Source organism: Wolbachia endosymbiont of Drosophila seguyi (assembly GCF_028981765.1).
Classification (GTDB): Bacteria; Pseudomonadota; Alphaproteobacteria; order Rickettsiales; family Anaplasmataceae; genus Wolbachia; species Wolbachia pipientis.
This window is the reverse complement of record NZ_JAPQLM010000070.1, coordinates 1-4,434: the sequence shown is the minus strand read 5'-3', so window position 1 is coordinate 4,434 and position 4,434 is coordinate 1. Positions and strand designations below refer to the sequence as shown.

Sequence of the window (4,434 nt, the reverse complement as noted above, 5' to 3'; positions counted from 1 at the left end):
TACCAAATTATTCATCATTATATGATATAACTTACAGCATATTTACAGTAAGGTGTTATTTATGAAAGAGACAAAAGGAAAAAATAATAAGAGTCCAGTAGTTAGATTAAAGGCCACAGCTAAAGAGTTCAATTTTAGTAAATTAAGAGCAGATCAAGATAATAAATTAGCGAATTCCGGTGAAACAATGTTCTTAGATTTTCAAAGGATGAATTTTATTATTAACGGAAAAGAAATAGATAAAAATCTTATTATTGCATTTAAGGAAGGAGCTAAGCACCGCAAAAGCGAACTTTTTAATAGTGATGATATATATAATGACGAAATATTTAACAAAAAAGGAACAAGAGAAATAGATACGGATCATGGCAAAGCTTTTGTTGCTTCAGTACTCGAAGATATTGAGAAAGAGCTTGTAAGTAATGCATTGGGTGAGCTATGGAAAAATCACTGTGAAAATTCCAAAACTGCCAATCATCAAAAAACCGATTCATATAAGAAAGAATTTGAAGAATTTTACAATGCTGGCCAAAGGTATATCCATCTATTACCAACAGAGAAAGATGAAAACAAGGATTACCGTTCCTTTGCAAAAGAAGTTTTCAAAAAAATGTTCAGATACGCTGGGGCAGAAGTTCCAAGTGATGCTATTTTAGAAGAGCTAGTTACCAATTGTAATCAAGCAGGGTATGAGGCTGCTCCATTTATACAAACCCAACTTGCACTTGGACAGTCGTTCATAGTAGAAAATCCTAAAAAAGTAATAAATATTGATTGTGCTAACCAAAATAATGTGAGAATTAGATCTGATATGAGGCTACCAATACTCTCTGTTAAAAATCAAGTTATGCATGGCGATAAGATATGTAATCTGTCTAGTTCATTGGAATTTACAATTGAATCTCACAATGGTGAAGACTTTGTAACATACAGAGATGGTAAATTGTCACTTACTATTCCTAAAGAGTTAAAAAATTATAAAGATAATGGCAAGAGCTTGTTTGACATTATTAAAGAATATTTTCAGAAATTCTGTGCAAAATTAGGATTTAAACCTGAGACAAAAATACAAATAGAGCATGGCTTCGGTGCTCAAAGTAACTATTTAGATGGTACAATATCAACCACAGGATCAGATGCAAATGAAGAATTTATCAATCTTTTAAGCGAAAATCTCAGAGAGAGGTTATTGGGGTCAGGAGTTGCTCTAGAAGATGAAGATGTTGATGATGTTGTTGAAGTCAGAGTATCTACCGTTATAGATCTATTGAGTGATTATGCTAAATTGGAAGATAATAAAGAACACAGAGAGTTATTAATAAGTAAAGTAGCAGATAATTTAGGACTTTCCACTCAAGATAAAACAGCACCAGAAGTATTGATGGAATTAGGCTCTTTACCTTCTTTGACAAAAGGTCAGGTTAATCATAATCAAGTGCAGTCTGTTGTAAATACTTTTATTAAGTCAATTATTGAAGGGAAAAGCGAAGTATACAAAAAAGGAGGTGCGATTAATGCAATTGATGCAATTCATAAGGAGATAGATAAGGCAATTGTTGAGCAAGAAAAAAAAGCAACCAACAAACAAGATATAGAAAATGATAAATGGACAGATAGAATCAAAAAACAGAATTATTCTGCGGAATCACATGAACATTTACCTTAAAGATATTAGTAGGCTCTTTAAATATTTTAGAGTTCATGGTTACAACGGTTGCTATTTTACAGTGCATCTCACAACACTTTCTTCAAAAATATACATGTTAACATACCCTGGACGTACAAGATCACACTTATACCCAAGCTTTTCATAAAATACTTTCGCTTTTTGAAAATTCATGGTTGCAACGGTTGCTATTTTACAGTGCATCTCACGACCATAATCATGAACTTCTTCCATTAGCTGCTTTCCCATACCTTTTCTTCTATAATCAGAGTGCACCCAAAGCAAGTCAGTGTAAATTGAACCATAGATAACAAAACCGCTACAACCTACAATAATTTGTTCAGTATCATCGCGAATAAAAAAAGCAAATGGGTTACACGTACCTTTATCAACGGTTTCTTCATTAATCTTTTTGAGTAGGAATTCAATGTCTTTGCTACTTGGTGATGTGGTGTGTTCTATTTTCATCTCTCGGCCTAATACCGCATACTGATTTCTCTCTTTATCTTATATAAATTAATTAAGTAAAGTGAATACAGTATCCACACTACTAAAAAAAATGTGGCACAAAACATAAACATTGCAACCAGTGGCAACAGCAGGGAACTTTCTATTGCTATTCCACCTTTTCTCAAAATGCTTGCTGGCTGATGGAGAGTGGACCATAAATTCACGGAAAATTTTACTATAGGAATATTTATAGCACTAAAGATGGCAAATACTGCTGCTGATTTTTCTGCCCTCGCTTCATTATCAAAAGCGCTCCACAATGAAAGGTAGCCAACATATAGGAAAAATAAAATCAGCATTGAAGTAAGCCTTGCATCCCATACCCACCAAGTGCCCCAGGTTCCTCTTCCCCAGATGCTGCCTGTGATTAAGCATATTGCCGAAAAGACTGTCCCTGCAGGAGCAGCAGCATGTGCCAAGACACTAGCAATGCTATTGTTCCATACCAATGAAATGAAACCAAGTGATGCAATTAATCCATATATTCCAAGAGCAAGCCATGCAGAAGGCACATGAATGTACATGATTCGTACAATTTCTCCTTGTTTATAATCTTCTGGAGAGAAGAATAACGCCAAAGACATTCCAATTAAAAAACATGCGAAACAAATAACCCCAAGCCAAGGTAGAGCTTTCTTAGAAAAATAAGAGAAATTTGTAGGCTTTAATAAAAACATTCGTTTTGAGAATAATTGTGTTAAGAATTTACCAATTAGTTTGAGTTTTATCAACAGGATAGTTTTTCTATATTTACGTAGGTCAACAAATTAGCATAATTTCAGTAGCAGATTGCTAGCTATTATTTTTAGTATATGACCCTTAAAAAGCTTAATCTACACTTAGTATCAGATTCAAGTGGTGAAACTGTTATATCAGTTGCAAAATCAGCTCTGAAACACTTTCGTTCTGTAGAAACGATCGAATATGTTTGGTCTTTTGTAAAAGGAGAAGAGCAGATTGACAAAATTCTGGAGGAAATTAATAGGAAAAGTGATGAGCATAATTTTGTTATATGCACTATTACTGATGATGAGCTAAGAAAATATCTAAAAGATAACTGTATAAAGTTGAAAATTCCCTATAGAGCAATATTATCACATATTATTAGAGAAATTTCGTCTTATCTTGAAATTGAAAAAGACGAAAAGCTTGACTTGCATACTGAGATAAATAACGAATATTTTCAGCGCATTGAGGCAATAAACTACACTATTAATCATGATGATGGACAAAATATTCAAGATATTGATAAAGCAGATATAATTTTGGTTGGAGTTTCACGTACATCAAAATCTCCCACCAGTACGTATTTAGCTTACCGAGGCTATAAAGTTGCAAATATTCCTTTTGTTAGTGGAGTACCCTTTTATGTTGACTTGGCAAAATTAAAAAATAAACTAACGATAGGGGTAACAATAGACGTAAGTAGGCTAATAGAAATACGCAAAAATAGACTTACTTCAATTAACAACGAAGATAATAATATATATGCTAACCCTGAGAAAGTAGAAAAGGAAATTAAAGAAGCAGAGGAGCTCTTTAAACAGAATAACTGGCCAATTATCGATGTCACGCAAAAGTCGATCGAAGAAGTATCAGCAACAATTATACAATATTTTAATAAAATGTTATCAATTGACTAACTCTTGATAAGTGATTATAATGTAAAGTAATTTAATTCTTACTATAGATATGAAAGTCAAAGGGTCGCTAAAATCTCATCGTAACAGAGATAAAAATTGTAAAGTTATGAAAAGGGGTGGTAAGATTTACATTATAAATAAGGTAAAGCCAAGGTGTAAAGCGCGTCAAGGTTCTTAGCTTTTTGTTCACCTTTTCATGTTATATATTTTTTATATGTGAAAGTACGGTGCTTATATCTAAAAAGAAGCAAAAATTACTGTGTTTAAGCGCAGCCTTACTCATTTCTTCCCTTACATTATATTTCAGCATTAGCACAATTACAGGTAAACGTGGCTTATTGACGTTAATCGATTTAAAAAAAGAAATCGAGTACAATAAACTTTTGCTAAAGGATGTCTCTTCTGAAAAGGAAAAGTTGGACAACAAAGTATTTGGCTTATATGAAAAAAGCTTAGATTTAGATCTGCTTGATGAGCAAGCAAAAAATGCTTTAGGTTATGTGAACCCTAATGAACTTATGGTTGTTCTTGACGTGGAATAGCAGTAGTGACCTTACCCAGAAAAAGTGGAGAGAAAGAAAAGAGTTTTTTTGGGTAAAATAAAATTTTGGAGGA

Annotated in this window: 6 protein-coding genes; 4 read left to right on the top strand and 2 right to left on the bottom strand. The window is 33.0% G+C overall.

The genetic code is table 11. The annotated features are described in order from the left end of the window. Positions 1-61: 61 nt before the first annotated feature. Positions 62-1,666, top strand: coding sequence for a hypothetical protein (locus tag OZD62_RS01355; RefSeq protein WP_275019269.1), 1,605 nt, complete (start codon positions 62-64; stop codon positions 1,664-1,666). A 51-nt stretch (positions 1,667-1,717) separates the two neighbouring features. Here OZD62_RS01355 and OZD62_RS01350 read toward each other — a convergent pair whose 3' ends face one another. Together OZD62_RS01350 and ccmC are read right to left on the bottom strand one after the other, a co-directional pair. Next, positions 1,718-2,134, bottom strand: coding sequence for a GNAT family N-acetyltransferase (locus tag OZD62_RS01350; RefSeq protein WP_083250453.1), 417 nt, complete (start codon positions 2,132-2,134; stop codon positions 1,718-1,720). Positions 2,135-2,142: 8 nt separating this feature from the next. Continuing rightward, positions 2,143-2,853, bottom strand: coding sequence for a heme ABC transporter permease CcmC (ccmC, locus tag OZD62_RS01345; protein ID WP_275019268.1), 711 nt, complete (start codon positions 2,851-2,853; stop codon positions 2,143-2,145). A 135-nt stretch (positions 2,854-2,988) separates the two neighbouring features. Here ccmC and OZD62_RS01340 point away from each other — a divergent pair, with 135 nt between their 5' ends. Genes OZD62_RS01340 through OZD62_RS01330 form a run of 3 tightly spaced genes read left to right on the top strand, consistent with a single transcriptional unit; the run spans position 2,989 to position 4,361 of the window. Beyond that, positions 2,989-3,819 carry a pyruvate, water dikinase regulatory protein gene (locus OZD62_RS01340; RefSeq protein ID WP_006280267.1) on the top strand — a complete coding sequence of 277 codons (831 nt, stop codon included), beginning with the start codon at positions 2,989-2,991 and terminating at the stop codon, positions 3,817-3,819. A 49-nt stretch (positions 3,820-3,868) separates the two neighbouring features. Next, the gene (gene ykgO, locus OZD62_RS01335) at positions 3,869-3,997 is read left to right on the top strand and encodes a type B 50S ribosomal protein L36 (protein WP_275019267.1); all 129 of its coding nucleotides are present in this window, start codon (positions 3,869-3,871) and stop codon (positions 3,995-3,997) included. 49 nt (positions 3,998-4,046) lie between these two features. Then, on the top strand, positions 4,047-4,361 hold the full coding sequence (locus OZD62_RS01330; RefSeq protein WP_010962526.1) for an FtsB family cell division protein: 315 nt from the start codon (positions 4,047-4,049) through the stop codon (positions 4,359-4,361). Positions 4,362-4,434: the final 73 nt, after the last annotated feature.

Bases quoted from the DNA above. Each gene is read 5' to 3' on its own strand.
- ccmC (WP_275019268.1), bottom strand. From the start codon at position 2,853: ATGTTTTTATTAAAGCCTACAAATTTCTCTTATTTTTCTAAGAAAGCT.
- OZD62_RS01355 (WP_275019269.1), top strand. From the start codon at position 62: ATGAAAGAGACAAAAGGAAAAAATAATAAGAGTCCAGTAGTTAGATTA.
- ykgO (WP_275019267.1), top strand. From the start codon at position 3,869: ATGAAAGTCAAAGGGTCGCTAAAATCTCATCGTAACAGAGATAAAAAT.
- OZD62_RS01340 (WP_006280267.1), top strand. From the start codon at position 2,989: ATGACCCTTAAAAAGCTTAATCTACACTTAGTATCAGATTCAAGTGGT.
- OZD62_RS01350 (WP_083250453.1), bottom strand. From the start codon at position 2,134: ATGAAAATAGAACACACCACATCACCAAGTAGCAAAGACATTGAATTC.